Source organism: Streptococcus rifensis (assembly GCF_053203525.1).
Genome location: NZ_JBRUCW010000006.1, coordinates 1 through 18,912, shown reverse-complemented (window position 1 = coordinate 18,912; position 18,912 = coordinate 1). Strand labels below are relative to the sequence as shown.

The following is an 18,912-nucleotide window of genomic DNA, read 5'->3' as shown; positions in this document are numbered from 1 at the left end:
CCTAATATGTCGCATACTCTAATTCTAAATGCAAAGTTAGCAACCGACTGTTTAAACCATTCACTTCGGTTTGGGCTTGGGCAATTTTGACATCTAAATCTGCTATCACATTAGAGCGCTTAGTCATCATATCCCGCTTAAGGTTCGTCAAAATATCTTTTTCGTTACGTTCTTGGGCATCATAGGCATCACCAGCTAAATGGCCAGGATCCGTCACCTTATAGTCCAAGGTCAAATCAACTCCCGCAACACTGCTTTTGGCAGCTCGTAGTTTTGAGAGTTTCGTGTTAGCACTTGTTAAAGAACTGTTCACACTGGCGATTTGACTTAGAATCGCACTTCTTACCATTCTTTTCTCCTTTTTACATCAATACTTTTATAAGTTTAACGTGTTGCTCTGATATGTAGTAATGCAACTGCTGACCCAATAGCTCTTCACGCAGAGGTTTATTCAATACGTTAAAGAGTGTTTGATCCGCCACACGGATTCCCAAAAGTCCTTCCTTAGCAGATCTTACAACCTTAGACGCTACGTCAATTTTTCTCGTAATACTACTGTCTGTCATGACGACACTGCAATATCCTGAACGGTGACCCTTTTCGAGAATTGTCGCTAAATGCGTTAGCGATTCTCCTGATAAACTATCTGTAAGCGTTACTAAGTCATAAAAGATTAGTGTAGTAACATAGTCTGTCTGACCTGCTCCAAGCCTATCTTCTACCTTAACAGATAAGGCTAAAAGCATCTCTTCAAGGGCTTCTTTAGCAGAAATCACTTCATACCCAAGATTGTCCGGTAATTGGTGGTAACTTGGAGCCAAAATCATGAGATGACGATTACTTTCTTGAGAAATCCGAATCAACTGATGTGTAAAGGTGACCATTGGTTTATCATCATCGACTAGATAGACTAATGGTCCCTTATCACGTTTCCACGTGACAGTCGAAACTGTCTCAACATCCAATCCCAAGGGAACTTCACCAGATACAATAGCTTCTTGCACACCCGACCGACCATAAAAGTCACCTGATGTTAGCTCATTAGGCACCATCGGAATTCCTTCTGGACGTTTTCCTTTGTAGGTCTCTGATAATCTTTCAATCGTCTGCCGTAGGTTTTCTAAGAGCATAATATCTGTTTCCCCAGAAACTGGCAGGGCTAATTGGATCAAATCTATTGTATCACGTTTCATCAATCCTCGACCCTTGACATCGCTCATGGAAGCAAGTGGGGTCGATCCAACGATACTTCTAACCTCACCTGAATCGATTTGGTAAAGGGTTAATTGGTGTTTCACATTGGCATAAAACACAGCTCTTAAGTTTGTTTGGCGTCCAGCAGTAGCCAAAAGATGAATACCGATTGCTTGACCTTCTCGGGATAAGCGGGTTGTTAGTTTAAACAACTCAGATTCATAAGCTTCATCCTTCATGCTTTCATAGCTATCAATTACCAAAACAATATCTGGGATAACCTCTCCGGTCACACGGCGATACATCCCCACACTAGCAACCCCTTGTTGGGACAGAAGCTGTTTACGTCGATTGATTTCTTTTTCAAAAAAGCGAGTGAATTTTTGAATTTTTTCGGTCTCATCTACGCGCATGATATCAGCTAAGTGTGGTAAACGGTAAAAACTACCCAAACTATTATTACCAAAATCAAAGAGATAAAAATGCAAATGCTCTGGTGAATGATTTTGGGCTAAATCTAAAATCGCTGTTTGCAAGAAAGTCGATTTCCCAGAACCTGGACTACCGTATAGTAGAATATGACCATCTTCTGATAAATTAATGGTTACGACCTCTTGTTTCTGTTCGTGTGGTATATCAGCCATGCCTATCGTTAAGATTAAATCATGGACTGGCTTTTGCCACATCTCAAGATAATCCACTGAAGCCAATTCCTCCAAATACACCCGCTCCTTCAACGGCGGCAGCCACGGCCGGGGGAGTGGCACGATGCCATGTGCCTCGGTGATGGCCTTGATTTCATCTACGATGACAGCCAGCTCACTTGGGATCTGCTGAATGCTGTCAGCATCCTCAAGGCCCGACAGGTCCTCGGTTAAGATCTGGTACTGGCCATTGTCATTGATGGCATAGATGGTATGGTCTTCGATGTTGAGCTTGTCCTTGTCCGGCTGGTAGTCTGCCCCCGAGTAGGCTGACTGGAAGAGCTCATAGATTTCATTGTTGCCGACTTGGAGATAGGCCCGGCCCGCCTGGGTGATGTCTGCCGCGTCTGCGGTCTTGAGCATCTCCTGCGAGTCCTGAGGCGTTGCGACCTTAAGGGCCAGCTTAAAGCGGGAGTTGGACCAGATCTGGTCATCCACCACACCCGTAGGCTTTTGGGTCGCAAGGATCAAGTGGATCCCCAGACTACGACCGATACGGGCTGTTGATACCAATTCCTTCATGAACTCCGGCTCATTGGTCTTCAATTCCGCAAATTCGTCTGAAATTAAGAAAAGATGGGGCATCGGCTCCTTGGCCTCGCCGTTCTTGTACTTCTTCTGGTATTGGTTGATATGATTGACATCATACTGAGAGAAGAGCCGTTGCCGGCGTTTCAGCTCCGCATTGATCGAGATTAGGGCCCGCATGGACTGGGCCGCATCCAGGTTTGTGATGGCGCCCAAGAGGTGAGGCAGGTTCTTGAAGAGATTGGCCATGCCACCACCCTTGTAGTCGATGAGGAGAAAGGCCACATCGTGCGGGTGGAAGTTGATGGCTAGGCTCAGGATATAGGACTGGATGATCTCCGATTTCCCTGACCCTGTCGTACCTGCCACCAGACCGTGAGGCCCGTGGGCCTTCTCATGCAGGTCCAGCTGGACGATATCCTCTTTACCCCGAAGGCCAAGCGGCACCGCCAGAGACTTGTGGGGCGCATGTTGCCCCCAGCGCTCCATGATCCTGAGGTCCTTGACCTCCTCCACCTCATACATCTCCAGGAAATTAACCGACTCAGGAATCGAGTTTTTGAGGTTTTGCAGGTGATTGAGAGGGGCCAAAAGCCTCGGCAGACTCTCCTTATCAAATCCCTCCCCAAAATGATCCAGCGCAAAGCCCTTGTCCACCAACTCTCCCTTCTCAAGGGTCAAGACCCCGTGGTTACGGTCCTTGATATCGATGATGGTCGTGATGTTCTCAGACAGGCTCGACAGCGTATCCTCCACAAAGATCACCGAACACCCAAGCTCCGTTGGATTTTCGGTGAAAAACTCCATGATGACGTGGTCGATGACCAAGGACTGGTCCGTGATCAGCACCACAAAATGAGGGCTAAAGAGGGTCGATGTCCGCACCCGCTTGTCCCCAAGCTGGGCCTTACGGAGTTTCAAGACCTGATAGAGGGAGTTGAGCACTTGGTCACGGCTGCGCTGATTGTACACCAGACCTCGGACATTGATGTCCTGCAAGGTCGCATGCGGTAACCACCGCATCCAGGACCAGAGGTCCTTCTCCTCCTCAGGCAACAGCGTGATAAACTGCAGATCATGGTAAGAGTGGAAAAAGGACAGCTGGTGGACCAAGAGTTGGAGTTGTTCCAAGACCACATGGCGAGGACCAATGTAGCCCACAGGTCCTGACACCAAATCCGTCACGATGGGTAGCTCATGGGTCCGCTTGTACTGGTCGTAAAGGGCCAAGCCTTCTTTTTCCAAATCATCCAGTTTCTTGTCCTTGTCCAGAGGCGCATAGCTCAGGCTAAAGGAGGCCTTGCGCTTACCTAGCCCCAAACGGTAGGACAAAAAGTCAAAGTGTTGCGGGGTTTTCTCATAAATCCGGTGGTGATAGCTCCCGGCCATAGCCTCAAGCTCCTGAACCGACGGATAATGGTACCGCTGGCCCTGACGTTGCTTTTCTTGAAGCTTGTAGAGGTCCTGGGCTTTGTCAAAGAGGTATTCCCGAAAGAGTTCCTCACGCTCCACTAACCCTTCCTTATATTCCTTACGGCTCTTAAAATAGCCCGTCACGGAGATAATCATGGAGATAATCGAGCTGACCACCATGATGTAGATGAAAAGCCCGCGTGACTGGAAGAACGATAGAATAATGGTCATGGTTACAATGGCCAAAGGCGGTACAATAGCCTTGAGGAGTTGATTGGTCGGTTTTTTAGGAGGTTCGACTGGCCCCCTCAGGGTCACCTTGTCCTCTGGCTCCCTGTAAATGATCCGAGGAGACCGGTGATAGTCGGGGTAATCTTCATAAAAGCGGTAGTCCGAAGCTTTTTTTTCAACGAGGAGTTCCGAAGCCGCTTCCACACCGTTTACCCAAATTTCTTGGTCAAAGATCTTAATCACGACTCTATCAAAACTGATCTCATCTCCCTTTTCGAGAATGACTGGTAAGATTTGATTAACGGCATTGTTGATGTAGACTGTTTGACTGGTACTGATTAATTCCCATCGATCCTTAACTCGAGAAAGGACAAACTCATTCTCATCTCCAATCCCTTCCAAGGTTATGGTATGATGCCCTCCCGCTCCTAAACTAAGGTGTTGATGATGAAGGTTATCAAAAATCGTTAGGGGTTGTTCTTGCATAATAAAAACAGATAGCCCAGCAATTGTATATTTCCCATCCTCAAGCTGTTCCGTTTCACTACTGTTGATGCTAATGGACACTAAAGAATCTTCAGAAAGCTCCAAAACGATATCTTCAACCTCTAAAGTGGGAAAGACCAAATCTCCAGGCTCCACCTTAGCTAATCGAAGACTCTCACCCACAGCTAAAGACCATGAATATCGGTATCCTGTCATATAAATGATAAGTTCTTTCGCCATTCTTACTCCTCATTTTGGTTGCTGGATTCGGAGGTGTTTTCAAGGTCAGAGCCTTCTGGACTGTCTGCTTGCTCCAGCAAATCCGTGCGCATCTTAGAATATTGCTCAAACTCGGCTTCAAGGGTTTTGAGCTGTTCTTCACGTGTTTCCCCATCTAAGGATTGATCGTTTCGAACTTGCGTTATTTTTTGGTCCAAAGCATAAATGATTAATTGATAATCCTCCAACTGCCTTGCAAGGTCTAAAGACTGGTCAAACTCCCCTCGACCATCATAAATCCAGTAGTCTAAATACTTCTGGTCCGAAATGAGAGAAATATTATTGAGAATATTTTGTTTGCTTTCATAGGATAGATCTAGGAGCTGGACATAAGAATACGCTAGGGCATACTTCTGAGTTTTAGGCAAGCGCCCTACTTGCACATCCTCTAAAGTCGTTACCACATCGCTGTAATCAACCTTCAAAAAAGCTGTGTCTGCTTGGAGCATTTTATCTTGAAAAGGACCTCGAATCAATCCTAAATAGACGAGAGGAATGGCAAATAGTACCGTTAAAGCGCCTAAGGTGAAGGTCAACTGTCTGTAAAGACGAAATTGGGTGCGGGGCACACGCTGATATGTCTCATTTTCCTTTGATTTGGTTTGGGTGTATTCCCGTCTAAGGAGATCTTTTAAGTCTTCTAGATCCTTGGCTTCTTTGATCTGAATAATAAATGCTGTTTCATTTACTGCTTCCAGGCCACCTAAATAAAGTGTATTAAACTCATGCTCCGAAAATTGAGAAATTATTAAGGATTTCACCTGACGCAGAAAAATAAGGTCAGTCATGTCAAAGGGAGGTTGCTGATTCTTTAGGCCTCTATAAAACAATCGCGGAATTCCATTGCCATCCAAATGAATATTATCCGGTGATAAATAAAAAGTCAGCTCTAAGTCCAAAAGTTCATGAAAGGCTAGCACATTATTTAAAATTCTCAATCGCTCTGAAATGGGTTGCTCTCGGAGTTCCTCCCAAGTTACTGATGTCTCTGGCAAACGAAACTCATAATAGACACTATCTTCGTCCCAACTGATAGCTTGCGTCAAAAGCAAGGGGTGATCAAAGGCCAAAAGGCTCAAGCGAGACAGGTCCTGCAATTGCAGATCTGACCGTTTCTGAATCAAGGTGACCTGTTGCTGATCTACAGAGCGTTTTAACTCATGCTGTCCTATTTTTAGATTGTCTTCCATACTAACTCTCCATCACTTCTATCATATCACCATCAGTGATTTGAAATTCTGACAAATAATGACCTTCATCAACAATGAACCCTTTATTATGAACTTTAATCTGATACTTTTCATGACAGATTCTTTGATGAAAAATTTTTTCTAATTCCAGAATTAATCGCTTAACTTCAATAGTTCTTGGAATCCTAAGATCATAACATTTATAGTCCAATCCCTTGCTTGTTAAGGTGACATTAACATGACTAGCTCTCATTCCCATCTCTATCCTTTCAAAAACAAATAACTCATATAAACAAGACTACCTAAAATCACTAGAGCCAAAATGCTATAAAATACTATCGTAAAACGCTTTTGTTCCTGGCTTGATTGAGGCTGGCTGTATACTATCTTTGTATCGATTCTTTTAAAGAGCGCATTCTTATCTAATTGCTCGACCTTGGGTGCAGATTCCTGGAAAAGTTGGTCAATAGCCATCTCGCGCTCTTTTTGGTTTTTCTGCTGGAGAGCTTGTAATTTCTCAGTATCAGACGTCTCAAATAGAGTCCTTAAGCGACTAGTTTTTGAGGAATTCTGCTGTTCTTCTTGTTCCAAGCGCTCAGACCGAATCACCAAATCATTTTGATACTCAGCCTTCTCAGAAGCCCCTCCTGTGTTGCCATTGGAGAATAGCAAAAGTAACAATGACAATGCAAGACATAATTTATTAAGCTTGAAACGATGTTTCATTTTTCTTAGATGTCCTTGGACTGACAAAAAGACCAATGGCAATTCCTCCTATGAGACCTAAAGTAATCAGAAATAGCCCGATGACTGGAGCTGGTTTATCTACAAAATATCCTGATAACAAGGATTCAAAATAGGCTAAGATATTTGTTCTACGCACCCACAGTGGGAGACCACTCAAGCTAGCAGTCGTTCCAACTGCACTCGTTAAGTAAATATACGTTACCAAAATAAAGAGTGCAATTCCCATACCGCTTGCTTTTAAATATTTCAATAACAAATAATGCCACTGGGTTAAAAAGAGGATGATAAGTACAATTGAAAAAACCCATAATCCATTATTGTTAGAGTCAACCGTTAATTGGTTTAAGGAAGCTAAACCAATTAACAAGCCCAACAGAACAGCCAGTAATTGACTTATAATAATTGTCTTTGAGTTAGCCTGTAGCAATGGATTACTTGACCGTTTAAAGGGGTCTTTTTGAGAACTAAACAAGTGGGTTGCACTAAAGAGGTAGGCAGTCATCAATGCAATCACATCTATCAATAAAACCCAAGTAAATGGCTTATAAACATTCGTTGTAGTCTTTGTCGCTTGACTTTCTTGCCTCACTGGACTTGATAAGAAGTCTAAGAGGACTTCATTAGGCACCCCATCATTATAGGCGTTACTAAGAACTTTTACAAAGGCACCGACAAAATCTTGATTCTTACTCAGCTCGTCGTTAAAGGCGGTCATCAAGCCTTCTGCCTGAGAAGACAAGTCTGTAGCACTAGATTCAGCGGAAGAAATACTGTTTTCAAATTGATCTAATGTTGACCGTACTGCCTCAGCTTCACTTAAATTTCGGAGTGTGTTCGAAGCCACTTCCTGGGTATTTGAAGAGAGGGCCGCAAATTCAGGCATTAAAGCTTGAAGATTTGTCGTCAAAGCACTCTGAGAAGACTCGTCACTCTCCTGAGCATTTTGCAACTCCGCCACCTTATCTGTTAGTTCCACATAATGACTTAATAAGGAAGCGATCGATTCTCCTGAAGATTGAGTTTGCGTCTCAATATCCTCCAGTTTAATTGTCAAGGAATCCATGGAGGCATTCAAGTCCTTAATGTTCGCATCCAGTAAATCTAAGTTTTCCCCCTGTTCTTGTAATGTTGGGGTTAAAATATGCTGGATAATGTCCGTTAAATACTGGCTTATCGGAAGATTTAGCGAAGAAGATAAGGTCGTTAGATTAGTACTTGCCTTAGTTAATGCTCCCGCGGTTTCATAGATTTGATAAACCTGCCCCGCCAAACTATTGTAGTCTGAGAGCAAGTCTTGATACTCCTGTGACGCATAACCTGAAAAATCTGCTGGAAGGAGAAAATCAATTTCTAGTCCCATGGCATCTGTGTTACTATAATAATGATTTATAGCGACTTCAACTTCCCTGGGCTCTGTGACTTCTGTGCCATCATCTTTCATATAAGTAAAGTCAATTTGACGTTTCTCTATCGTTGTAGAGGCAGGGGCGTCAGCATCTGGATTATTAGATGATGGAACTGTAATAAAGATACGGATAGCATCCGCTCCTGATATTTGGGGTTGACTGACTTTATAAGTGTAGGTAATGGTGATTGGTTCACGTGCCAAACGTCCTTGTTGCCCAGAATGACTAATTGACTCAATAGTAACAGCTGGATTGATGGCTGAAACTTCAAGGGTCATTCCATCAAATGCCCCATCAGAATTGTTCAGGACAAAACTAGACGTTTTTGTTTCATTTTCGAGCGAACTTTGCTTCTGAGCCAGTTTCTCATAAGCTTCTTTAAAGTCTTCCGCTAGAGCAACATTGGCACTCAGACCCGTATATGTCTTGCTGACTTCTTCGGAGTTGTAAGCACTTGGTTGATCAAAATGTGATAAGGCAAAATAAGGTGCAATATCTTTAAAATCAAAGGCAGGCACTTGGCTGACAATCCTTTGTAAAACCTCATGAATAGCTGAGATATTTTCATTAAGCTCAGCAGACTTTTCCGAATCATTTTTGGCTATGAATTCAGCTACCGTCAGATCATCAACTTCAGCTTCTGTTAAATTATAATAGGAAGCTAAGGACGTTTTAATCCCTTGGGACATGGTGTCCACCTTATTCGATAGAGTATCTTTTTGCTCTTGCAATCGCGCCAGCAATTCCTGCAAATCAGTGTAGGATGCTGAATTTAAACCAATAGCCCCCGTTTCTTGCTCAGAAAGTTGGGCTTCAAGATTCTCTTGATTAGCACTCACCACACTATAAAGTGCCTCACTTTGAGAAACTAAGTTGTTCATTTCAAACAAGCGTGCCATAAATTCTTGATAGCTGATCTCCCCAGAGGCACGCTGTTCAATAAGTGTTCCAAGTTGATCGTTATACTCCCCTTGGGTCGTTTGAATGCCCTCATATAAAGTGTTAGACTCAATTAAATTTGAAATCAATTGGGCATTTGAAAGCCATGAATTTTGGGCATTTTCCATTAAATTAGGCAATCCATTACGAAAATTTATGGCATTATTATAAATGCTTGACTCATAAGTCGCAATATTTTTCCCTTGGTTATCTACAACTGATTGGACATTCTTTTGAGCCGTATAAAGATTCCCCAAAATACTAGCCATGAACATATCGACCAGTTGTTGATTCAAATCAGAGACAATTTTATCTCCGGTTTGATTAGCAATTTTCTCCATTGTAGCATTTCCGCTAGCATTAACTTTATAGTAAATCAGCGTTTTTTCAGGTGCAACTGCATTAATATCCAAGAGTTTGTTGGTAAAATTATTAGGTATAAAAACGGCCAGCTGATAGGTCCCATTTTCCAATCCACGTTCAGCTGAACTTCGGGAGACAACTGTCCAGTTGTGATCAGTGTTTTTTTCTAATTGTTTCACATAATTCCTAGCTAGGTTGTAAACATTCCCTTCAAATTCCCCACCTTGATCTTCATTGACAATAGCGACATTCATGTGACTTTCTTGTTCCTGTCTATTAACATCCGTTTCTTTTTGTCTCTGACTCACCTGTAAATTCAAAAATAACAGTAAACCAGTAAAGATGACTACTGCTAAAACAAGCTTTAACAACGCTATACCCTTTATTTTCATCATTTTTTTCTTTCTTAGTTTTCTCCTCTAAAATGGAAAAAAGGAAAGGACATGCCTTTCCTTTTTTATCGGAAAATTAGCCTCCGATTTGTGCTGCAATATCTTGGTCTGTTTGCTCAACGATTTCCGCAACTTTATTAAGTTGTGTGTTGATGTCATCCAACAATTGAGCGAACTCAGTAATTTTTGGTGACAATTCTGTAAATTGTGTATCAAAGCTATCGAAAGCTGAACCTTCCCAATTTTCGCGAATAACTTCTTGTTCGGAAGTCAAATTACTAAGGATCGTACGAATGTCTTCAGCACCATTTGTATATTTAGTAGCCGAAGTACGCAGTTCTTCTGGGGTCAGTTTAATTCTAGCCATTGTTTTCTCCTTTTTTTTGATTAATGACCTCTTTATTATACCTACTTTTGAGCCGAACGTCAATCTTTGTCCATCAAAATAGTGTATTTTTTTGTTATTTTCTGACTATTTCAATTAAAAAACTGATTTTTTATGCAAAGGCTTCAACCTCATTACGAAGAAATTTTTCCATGGCTCGTATTGATAAATTCCTCAATCGCACGCGCCACACCGGCCTCGTCATTGGTTACAGTCACGTGGTCACAGATAGCCTTAACCTCTTCACTAGCATTGCCCATAGCCACACTAACCCCTGCAAAGGACAACATTTCAAGGTCATTGGCCGCATCTCCGATAGCCATGACTTCCTCTGCCTCTAGATCAAGGGCCTCTGCCAATCTCGCTAAGGCGCTCGCCTTGGTCGTCCCCTTTGGCATGGCCTCGTAGATGTAAGATTGGCTGCGCACCGTCGAGAAGTGTTGACTGAGCTTGTTCCCCTGCTCCTCCTGGAAGCGGTCCAAGGCTGGCGCTTCTCCCATAAACATGCCCTGGAAGATCGGTATCGGACTGTTTTGCACGTGTTCTAAAGTTGTCGGCGTCGGTGTGGTAAAGACCAAACCAGCATCGTAAGTCACCAGTTCTGGGACATCCTCCCCTAGGATATAATAATGATCAGAATCAAAGTAGGTAACAGAGATGTCTGGGTAATTCTTGGCACTTTCTGCCAGTAAAGCCATATCCTCTTGACTGAGTGACTGGTGGGCTAGGAGCGACCAATCCTTGGTTTTATAGATGGTACAGCCATTGTCTAAGATAGCATACTCTTCTTCGCCATCAAGTCCTAGTTGGTCAAAAATGGACACCACACCTGACTTAGGACGCCCTGTACAGATGACCACTTTCACCCCTTGCTCGACGGCCTGGTGAAGAGCGGCAATGTTTTCCTTTGGAACTTCTTTTTGGCTGTTTAACAGGGTTCCATCCATATCAATCGCTATCAGTTTAATCATCCTATCCTCCATCAGGAATGTCTCAGTTTAAAGCAGTCATCCTATTTAAACACTGTGATTTGTTGTCAAGACTAGCGTGTTTCACTGATACGTCACGAGAAGCTAAGTGAAATATATAGTGACGATGCTAATAGAGCAATCGTTCTTTCCAATCCAGTCAACACTATTCATTTCTCGTGTTCTTTCAATAAGATCACTGGCTTTTTCATTCCCTTTTATTTTACCAAAAATAAGGCCCCTAGGCGAGTAAAGTCTGGTCAGATTTACGAAATGGCACTCGAATTCTGAGCAGAATGAGCAGATGACCAATAGATTCCTTACGATACAGGACTATCCCGTCCAATCAATTGCCTTGACTCTTAATCTTTGGTACAATGGATAAGATTATCAGAGTATTTAAAGGGATCAGCCCTTTTTTGATTAGAAGGAGTTTTACATGGACGACAGCAATTCCTTGCTGATGGTGTCGATTATAGGATTGATGGGCCTCTCAGCCTTTTTCTCCGCAACAGAGACCGCTTTTTCATCATTAAACCGGATACGGTTGAAAAATATGGCTGAGGAAGGGTCTAAACGAGCTCAGCTAACCCTTGATCTGGCTCAGAAATACGACACTGTCCTCTCGACCATCTTGGTCGGCAACAACATTGTCAATATTGCCATGTCGTCTTTGGCTACTGTTTTTTTCATTGCTCTGCTTGGAGACATCGGGGTAACTGTGTCGACCATTGTCATTACAATCTTGGTCCTTATCTTTTCGGAAGTCACTCCTAAGACCCTGGCCAAACAATCTCCTGAAGCTTTTGCCATGGCAGTTGCCCCCATTATTCGCCTCCTTCTCATCCTCTTTAAGCCGATCAATCTCTTTTTCAGTGCTTGGAATATCCTCCTTCAAAAAGTTTTTCAGACAAAAGATAACCAATCCATCACCGAAGAAGAGTTAATGACCATGGTGGATGAAGCTCATCAAGAAGGCGCTATTACCCAAGAAGACAAGGATTTGATTGACAGCGTGATTGAGTTTAATGACAACAGGGTCGCCGATATCCTAACCTCCCGGGTCGATCTACAGGCAGTGTCCATCGAAGCCAGTAAGGATGATATCACCAAGGCCTTTCTTGACTCTGGTTACTCCCGCCTCCCCGTCTACAAAGAATCAATCGATCACATCATCGGGACCATTCACTTGCGCGATTTCTTTCAAATGGTCGTCCAAGGAAAGAATCACATCGACGAAATTATATCAGATGTTGTTCATGTCACCACCACAACGCCAATTAACGACCTCCTAAACACTCTTCAACAGAAAAAAATCCATATCGCCGTGGTTACCAATGAGTACGGTGGCACAGATGGTATTGTCACCATGGAGGATATCTTAGAGGAACTTGTCGGTGAAATTTGGGATGAGCATGATGAGATTGTTCATGAGTTTCATGAATTGAAACCCTCAGAATACCTGGTTATGGGCTATGCTGATGCTGATCGGATCCTTGAAGAATTTGGCATCGAAGATGAGTACCAATCGACCACGATGAACGGTTGGATACTTGAGAAAATCAACCAAATCCCAAGTGAAGGGGATGAATTTGAGATCTTCAACCTCCATATCCGTATCACTAAAATGGACCGTCACCGCATCCAGAAATGCATCATTACAGTCGTTTGATGCCCAATTTGAGCCTTTTTAACGATGAAAACGCGCCCCAATCAGGGACGCGTTTTTTAGTCTTTATTCAAGTTTCTAAGCATCTCATCTATCTTGCTGCCGTAGGCAATGGATTCGTCTTTGGCAAAGACGAGGTCTGGTACCTTATACATGGTCAAGCGTTGGCCAAGTTCTCGCTTAATGGTGCCCTTAGCTTTTTCAAGACCTGTTTGAGCCTTTTCGTTGTCAGAAGCTAGGTCACTCAAGATAGTGTAGTAGACCTTGGCAGATGAGAGGTCGCCGACCATTTGCACATCCGTGATGGTCACGCCTTGGACACGGGGATCACGCACTTTCTTTTGCAAAATGTCATTGACTTCACGCTTAATCTCCATACCAACCCGGTCTGTTCGAAATGAATTTCCCATCATTTTTCCTTTCTTTCGTCATAAAAGACGACAGCCAGTCAGGCTAACTGTCGTCTGCAATGTAGTATATCTCTGGTAATGCATTATTAACTGATTACCGTTTGATTTCTTCCATGATGTAGGCTTCGATGGTGTCATCGACTTTAAGGTCGTTGAAATTCTCAATCATGAGACCACCTTCACGGCCGTTCGTTACTTCTTTAACATCATCCTTGTAGTGTTTCAAGCTGACAAGGTCACCATCGTGGATAACGATACCGTCACGGATAACACGGACTTTGGAGTCACGTGTCACTTTACCAGACAAGACCATGAATCCACCGATGGTGCCGACCTTAGAAACCGTAAAGGTTTCACGGATAATCGCTTCACCGATAACTTTCTCTTGGAATTCAGGATCAAGCAAGCCTTTCATGGCATCTTCCACTTCCTCAATCACCTTGTAGATGATGCTGTGGAGGCGAATGTCCACTTCGTCAGCTTCTGCCTGTTGGCGAGCCATTGGGGTCGGACGCACGTTGAACCCTACGATAAAGGCATTAGAAGCCTGAGCCAAGGTCACATCGGATTCATTGATGGCACCGACTGCTGAGTGAACGATGGTTACTTTAACCCCTTCAACATCAATCTTTTGAAGGGATGTTGCCAAGGCTTCAGCAGACCCTTGCACATCAGCTTTGATGATGACGTTAACAGACTTGACTTCACCAGCTTTAAGGGTATCAAAGAGGTTATCCAAGTTGACACGATTCGTTGCTTGACGCTGTTGGAGAAGGGCACGTTTGGCACGCTCTTCACCGGCTGCACGCGCAGCTTTTTCATCGGCATAAACCGCAAAGTGATCCCCTGCCATCGGCGCTTCGTTCAGACCTGTGATCGATACTGGCGTTGATGGACCAGCCACCTTGACGCGACGGCCAAGGTCATTGGTCATGGCACGAACACGTCCAAAGGTGTTGCCGACAACGATAGGGTCTTGTACATTAAGCGTTCCCTGTTGAACCAAGAGGGTCGCAACAGCACCCTTACCTTTATCCAAACGGGCTTCAATAACCGTACCAATAGCACGCACAGTTGGGTCAGCCTTGAGTTCTTGCAGTTCCGCAACCAGAAGAACAGTTTCTAACAATTCATCGATATTTTGGTTGAATTTAGCTGAGATTTCAACAAACTCACAATCGCCACCCCAAGCCGTTGAGATAACATTGTGCTCTGCCAATTCCCCGATGACACGCTCTGGATTAGCACCAGGCTTATCAATCTTGTTGATAGCGACGATGATAGGCACCTCGGCAGCTTTGGCATGGTTAATGGCTTCAACGGTTTGTGGCATAACACCATCGTCCGCCGCAACAACCAAAATGGTAATGTCCGTTACCGAAGCACCTCGGGCACGCATAGACGTAAAGGCCGCGTGTCCTGGGGTATCAAGGAAGGTAATTTTCTTGCCATTTTCCTCGATTTGGTAGGCACCGATATGCTGAGTGATCCCACCAGCTTCTCCTGTCGCAACACGTGAGTTCCGAAGGGTATCCAAAAGGGTCGTTTTACCATGGTCAACGTGACCCATGATGGTAACAACTGGTGGACGCTCTGTCAACTCATCTTCATTAAGGTAGCCATCTTCGACAAAGAAGCGCTCGATATCCGCATCATCGACCTGAACCTTTTCCTTAGCTTCAATACCATAATCCACCATGAGAAGTTCAATGGTATCGCCATCGAGAGATTGGTTTTGGGTCGCCATAACACCCATCATAAAGAGTTTCTTGACAATTTCAGCGGGTTCGCGCTTGATCCGTTTTGCAATTTCAGCCACAGTCATACCAGCTGTGTATTCAAACTCCGTTGGCAACTCGTGGAACTTACGCTCCGTAACAGGTTTTTGAACCTGATTCTTATTGCCACGCTTATTTTTCTTGTTGTTCCAATTGGAATTTCTTTGGTTACGCACTTGTTGGTTATTTCGATTCCTATTCGTTTGCTTGTTGCGTGGCCCGTCTTCATTATCTTGACGGAAATCACGCGATTTATCAGTTTTGTTTTGTTTCTTGCGACGGTTGTCCACTGGCTTTTCAGCAACTGGCGCAACAACTGGTGTTGGCACAGTTTCCACTACTGGGTCAACGAAGACTTCTTCGATTTTGGGCTTGCGGGCTTGTGCCTGACGCTGAGCTTCTTTAGCAGCTAATTCTTGCTTATAACGTTCTTCACTGCCTGCTGCATAAGCCGCATTTTGCTCGGCTTTGAGTGCTGCGGCACGCGCCTTAAAGTCAATGCGTGGTGCAGCCTGTGGTGCTTGAGCCTGACGATTGTCGTTACGACGGTTTTGGCCATTGCGGTTCTCCTGACGGCGCTCTTGCCCGCCACGATAGTCATTGTGGCGATTTTGAGTTTGCCCGTCACGGTTGCCTTGGCGATTATCCTGACGGCGATCATTAAAGCGTCTATTGTCCGCTGATTGCCCTCCGCGATCCTGACGGTTATCGCTACGACGATTCCCTTGGCCACCTCGGTTCCCTTGCGCCTTGGCTCTAGCCTCACGCTCTGCCTTAAAGTTCCGGCTTTGCGGGCGAACGACTGGAGTGGCAGGAGCGTCTACTTTTGCAGACTCACTTGTTGGTGCAACTGCTTTTTCAGCTACAGGTGCTTTTTGTGCTGGTTCCTCCATCACTCTGGCCACAGGTTTATCATCTAGCTTTTCAGCCGACTTCTCAACAGCTTTTTCGACAGGCTTAGTTGCTACTTTTTCCGCTGGTTTAGCCTTTTCTGCAGGCGTAGCTTTTGGCGCGCTAGCTTTTCCAAAGCTAGCTGCAATCTTAGCAGCTGCATCTGGCTCAACACTTGATGCGTGGCTTTTAACAGCAAAGCCCAGTTCTTGCGCTTTTGAGACGACTTCCTTACTGGTGACACCCAGTTCACGGGCGATTTCATTTAATCTCTTCTTAGACAATACCTTGTCCTCCTGTTCTATTCCATAATAGACCTCATCTTCTTTACAAATCCAGCATCTGTCACGGCAAGCACCTTTCGCGGTTTGCCAATGGCTGTGCTAATTTCCAGCGTCGTGTACGCTGTAGAGACGTTTACCTGATAATAATCGGATTTATCCGTTATTTTTTTCCTTAAATTAGGACCAGCATCCTGGGCTAGAAAAATCAGTTTGGCCTGATTGTTCTGGATGCTTTTGACCACTAACTCCTCGCCGGAAATCACTTTTCCAGCACGTTGGGCCAAGCCTAATAGATTTAAGAGTTTTTGGTGATTATTCAAGACCTAGCTCTCTTCTTTTGACCTTGTGATCGACATAGGCGATAAGCTCATCATAGAAGGCTTCATCAACTTCCATAGCAAAGGCACGGTTGAAAACAAGCTTTTTCTTGGCAAGCGCTGCTTCGTCATTGTCTAACTTGATGTAGGCACCACGGCCATTGGCCTTGCCTGTCGGGTCAATAAAGACCTCACCATCCTTGTTTTTAACAATGCGAAGCAAATCCCGTTTGTCGATAATCTCATTTGAGACAACTGATTTTCTGAGAGGGATTTTACGAGTTTTGGCCATCCTCTACCTCCTAATCCTGATCTGGAGATACTCCAAATTCTGCAGCTGCAGCTAGCATGTCATCATCCATATCTACCCAAGCTGTTTCATCCAAGCTATCTACTGCCTCAACATCCTCTTCGATTGAGGCTACTTCTGGGAAGAACTGATCTTCCTGAGCTTCATATTCACTAGCAGACTTGATGTCGATTCTAAAACCTGTTAAGTGAGCAGCCAAACGCACGTTTTGCCCACGACGGCCAATAGCCAACGATAGCTTGTTATCAGGAACAACAACGGTTGCTCGTTTGGCATCTTCAGCATCAAAGAGGACCATGTCAACCTCAGCTGGGGCAATAGCATTGTAGATGAATTCAGCTGGATCTTCCACCCACTCGATGACATCAATATTTTCTTCGACAGGTACCATGCGGTCCAATTTAGGATCATATTTAGCTGGGTGGAATTTCCCAGTAATTTTCTTGATATTGGCGCCACCACGACCGACGATGGTCCCGATCGCATCCACATTTGGATTGTGACTGCGCACAGCGACCTTGGTTCGATCACCAGCTTCACGCGATACGCTCATGATTTCGACAGTACCGTCATAAACCTCAGGAATTTCCTGTTCCATGAGACGTTTAATCATTTGTGGATGACTACGACTAACAAAGACGTTGACCCCACGGCCATTGTCCTCAACCTTATAGACAAAAACGTCGATACGATCATGCGATTGAAATACCTCTCCAGGGATTTGATCCTTCTTAGAGAGTTGAGCTTCGATGCTTCCCAAATTCACATAGATAAAACGATTGTCAAAGCGCTCGACGGTTCCTGACATGATTTCATTTTCATGTTCTTTGTAAGTGTTGTAGGTGATGGCACGGGTTTGCTTGCGCATTTTTTCCATAATGGTCTGCTTAGCAGATTGCGCAGCTACACGGCCAAACTCTGTTGGAGACTCTTCAAACTTAATCTTATCCCCAAGCTCATAGGCTGAGCTAATAGCCAAGGCATCCTTGAGAGAGATTTCGAGACGACTATCAAAGACTTCGTCTACAACTTCACGCACTGTATAAACGTGGAAATCACCTTTTTTCTCGTCAAATTCGATGGCAGCTGATTCCGACTGTCCATAACGACGCTTATAGGCAGAACGGAGTGATTCTACGACAGCATCAACGATGTCTTCTTTTTTAATTCCTTTGTCTTCTTCCAAAATACGGAAGGCTTCTAGCATTTCTTTGCTCATGATTGTTCCTTTAATTTTTGATAACGATTAGAGTTTCACAGCAAGACGGGCTTTGGCAACCGTCTCGTAAGGGATGGACACTTCCTTTTGACGGGTCTTGTCCATGTAGGCCATCTGAAGGATTTCCCCGTCAAAGGCCAAAAGGTCTCCCTCAAACACTTTGACCTTATCAATGGCCTTATAGAGGCTGACATTGATGTACTTTCCAACAGCGTTTTGGAGAGCTTCTGCTGTCTTAAGCGGTCGCTCCAAACCAGGACTGGTCACTTCCAGCATGTACTGGTCCGGAAAAGGATCCGGCTGGATACCATCCAAAAGCGGGCTGATCACTTCTGATAAGTCAGCTGTGTCATTTAGGGAAATACCCCCTTCTTTGTCGATGAAGATACTCAAGACCATATCTCCACCCATCTTTGCATACTCAACATCCACAAGCTCATACGGTGGCTGGATAGCTGGCGTCACAACCTCAGTCACCAGATCAACAATAGATTGATTTGCGATAGCACTGTCCTCCATTTCTTTTCAATATCAATGCATATAAGAGAGGTCAAGACGTATGCCTCGACCTCCTTTTCCTATTTAACTATCTGTATTATAGCATGTTTTTTAAAATGGTGCAACTAAGATAGTTTTAAATAGCTTACCATTATCATTCGAAAGTGATAATGTCCTAGTTAGGTCGAAGGTAAAAATGTCCCATCTGTTATTCTAGTATCATGCAAAGGATAGACTTAACCATGACAGAAACAAGAAAATACCAGACCATTAAGGCTGTTTGTGACGGGAGAAAAACGAAAGATAGGGCC

The 18,912-nt window shown here is 44.1% G+C and carries 15 protein-coding genes; 1 reads left to right on the top strand and 14 read right to left on the bottom strand.

The window, feature by feature from the left end; genetic code table 11:
- Position 1: 1 nt before the first annotated feature.
- From ACVRYP_RS04800 to ACVRYP_RS04765, 8 genes are all read right to left on the bottom strand, one after another.
- Entirely contained in the window at positions 2-349 is a 348-nt protein-coding gene (locus ACVRYP_RS04800) for a hypothetical protein (protein ID WP_447467624.1), read from the bottom strand.
- A gap of 13 nt (positions 350-362) precedes the next feature.
- The gene (gene essC / locus ACVRYP_RS04795) at positions 363-4,796 is read right to left on the bottom strand and encodes a type VII secretion protein EssC (RefSeq protein WP_447467623.1); all 4,434 of its coding nucleotides are present in this window, start codon (positions 4,794-4,796) and stop codon (positions 363-365) included.
- Between the two features lie 2 nt (positions 4,797-4,798).
- Complete coding sequence (gene essB / locus ACVRYP_RS04790) at positions 4,799-6,025, bottom strand: type VII secretion protein EssB (protein WP_447467622.1); 1,227 nt, start codon at positions 6,023-6,025, stop codon at positions 4,799-4,801.
- 1 nt (position 6,026) lies between these two features.
- Positions 6,027-6,284 (bottom strand): EsaB/YukD family protein, encoded by a 258-nt coding sequence (locus tag ACVRYP_RS04785; RefSeq protein WP_447467621.1) that lies wholly within the window; start codon positions 6,282-6,284, stop codon positions 6,027-6,029.
- A 2-nt stretch (positions 6,285-6,286) separates the two neighbouring features.
- Entirely contained in the window at positions 6,287-6,751 is a 465-nt protein-coding gene (essA, locus tag ACVRYP_RS04780) for a type VII secretion protein EssA (RefSeq protein ID WP_447467620.1), read from the bottom strand.
- Complete coding sequence (gene esaA, locus ACVRYP_RS04775) at positions 6,729-9,875, bottom strand: type VII secretion protein EsaA (RefSeq protein ID WP_447467619.1); 3,147 nt, start codon at positions 9,873-9,875, stop codon at positions 6,729-6,731. The genes essA and esaA overlap by 23 nt, the downstream gene beginning before the upstream one ends.
- Before the next feature lie 73 nt (positions 9,876-9,948).
- Entirely contained in the window at positions 9,949-10,239 is a 291-nt protein-coding gene (locus ACVRYP_RS04770; RefSeq protein ID WP_447467618.1) for a WXG100 family type VII secretion target, read from the bottom strand.
- A gap of 152 nt (positions 10,240-10,391) precedes the next feature.
- The gene (locus ACVRYP_RS04765) at positions 10,392-11,228 is read right to left on the bottom strand and encodes a Cof-type HAD-IIB family hydrolase (RefSeq protein WP_447467617.1); all 837 of its coding nucleotides are present in this window, start codon (positions 11,226-11,228) and stop codon (positions 10,392-10,394) included.
- A 436-nt stretch (positions 11,229-11,664) separates the two neighbouring features.
- Here ACVRYP_RS04765 and ACVRYP_RS04760 point away from each other — a divergent pair, with 436 nt between their 5' ends.
- Positions 11,665-12,897: an HlyC/CorC family transporter gene (locus ACVRYP_RS04760; protein ID WP_447467616.1), complete on the top strand. Its 1,233-nt coding sequence runs from the start codon at positions 11,665-11,667 to the stop codon at positions 12,895-12,897.
- A gap of 56 nt (positions 12,898-12,953) precedes the next feature.
- Here ACVRYP_RS04760 and rbfA read toward each other — a convergent pair whose 3' ends face one another.
- From rbfA to rimP, 6 genes are all read right to left on the bottom strand, one after another.
- On the bottom strand, positions 12,954-13,304 hold the full coding sequence (rbfA, locus tag ACVRYP_RS04755) for a 30S ribosome-binding factor RbfA (RefSeq protein WP_447467615.1): 351 nt from the start codon (positions 13,302-13,304) through the stop codon (positions 12,954-12,956).
- Between the two features lie 94 nt (positions 13,305-13,398).
- Complete coding sequence (gene infB, locus ACVRYP_RS04750; RefSeq protein ID WP_447467614.1) at positions 13,399-16,257, bottom strand: translation initiation factor IF-2; 2,859 nt, start codon at positions 16,255-16,257, stop codon at positions 13,399-13,401.
- Between the two features lie 17 nt (positions 16,258-16,274).
- Positions 16,275-16,577 (bottom strand): YlxQ-related RNA-binding protein, encoded by a 303-nt coding sequence (locus ACVRYP_RS04745; protein WP_447467613.1) that lies wholly within the window; start codon positions 16,575-16,577, stop codon positions 16,275-16,277.
- Complete coding sequence (gene rnpM, locus ACVRYP_RS04740) at positions 16,570-16,866, bottom strand: RNase P modulator RnpM (RefSeq protein ID WP_447467612.1); 297 nt, start codon at positions 16,864-16,866, stop codon at positions 16,570-16,572. The genes ACVRYP_RS04745 and rnpM overlap by 8 nt, the downstream gene beginning before the upstream one ends.
- A 10-nt stretch (positions 16,867-16,876) precedes the next feature.
- Complete coding sequence (gene nusA / locus ACVRYP_RS04735; RefSeq protein WP_447467611.1) at positions 16,877-18,103, bottom strand: transcription termination factor NusA; 1,227 nt, start codon at positions 18,101-18,103, stop codon at positions 16,877-16,879.
- 27 nt (positions 18,104-18,130) lie between these two features.
- On the bottom strand, positions 18,131-18,622 hold the full coding sequence (gene rimP, locus ACVRYP_RS04730) for a ribosome maturation factor RimP (RefSeq protein WP_447467610.1): 492 nt from the start codon (positions 18,620-18,622) through the stop codon (positions 18,131-18,133).
- Between the last annotated feature and the right edge of the window lie 290 nt (positions 18,623-18,912).